The following is a 257-nucleotide window of genomic DNA, read 5'->3' as shown; positions in this document are numbered from 1 at the left end:
CCCCTGAGTCGGCATGGCGTAGCGAATGCCCAGGTCGCTGTGGCTGAAATCGGGCAGCATGGCTGCGGTCATTAGGGCGATGAGTGACTTTTTTGACATGGTTTGTCTCCCTTTAATCGGTGTTATCTGCAGACGCATGAATCAGGTTTTGTGCCACGCGGCGAATCCAGCCTTTGCCAAATGATGTGAACGTGCCGAGCTTGGTATAAAACACCAAACGTTCGGCATTGAAACGGAGCAGGAGGTCATTTTCAGGA

General features: G+C 52.1%; 1 pseudogene. It reads right to left on the bottom strand.

Annotated features, from left to right (window positions below):
* Positions 1-112 precede the first annotated feature (112 nt).
* Positions 113-257: pseudogene (locus tag ACTHS4_RS12150) on the bottom strand (glycoside hydrolase family 108 protein); the annotation flags it as partial.

Origin of the sequence: Neisseria sp. P0014.S009 (assembly GCF_051958155.1) — a bacterium.
In the GTDB taxonomy this organism is placed as follows: Bacteria; Pseudomonadota; Gammaproteobacteria; order Burkholderiales; family Neisseriaceae; genus Neisseria; species Neisseria flavescens_C.
The sequence above is the reverse complement of the archived record's forward strand: the minus strand, read 5'-3'. Positions and strand labels throughout refer to the sequence as shown.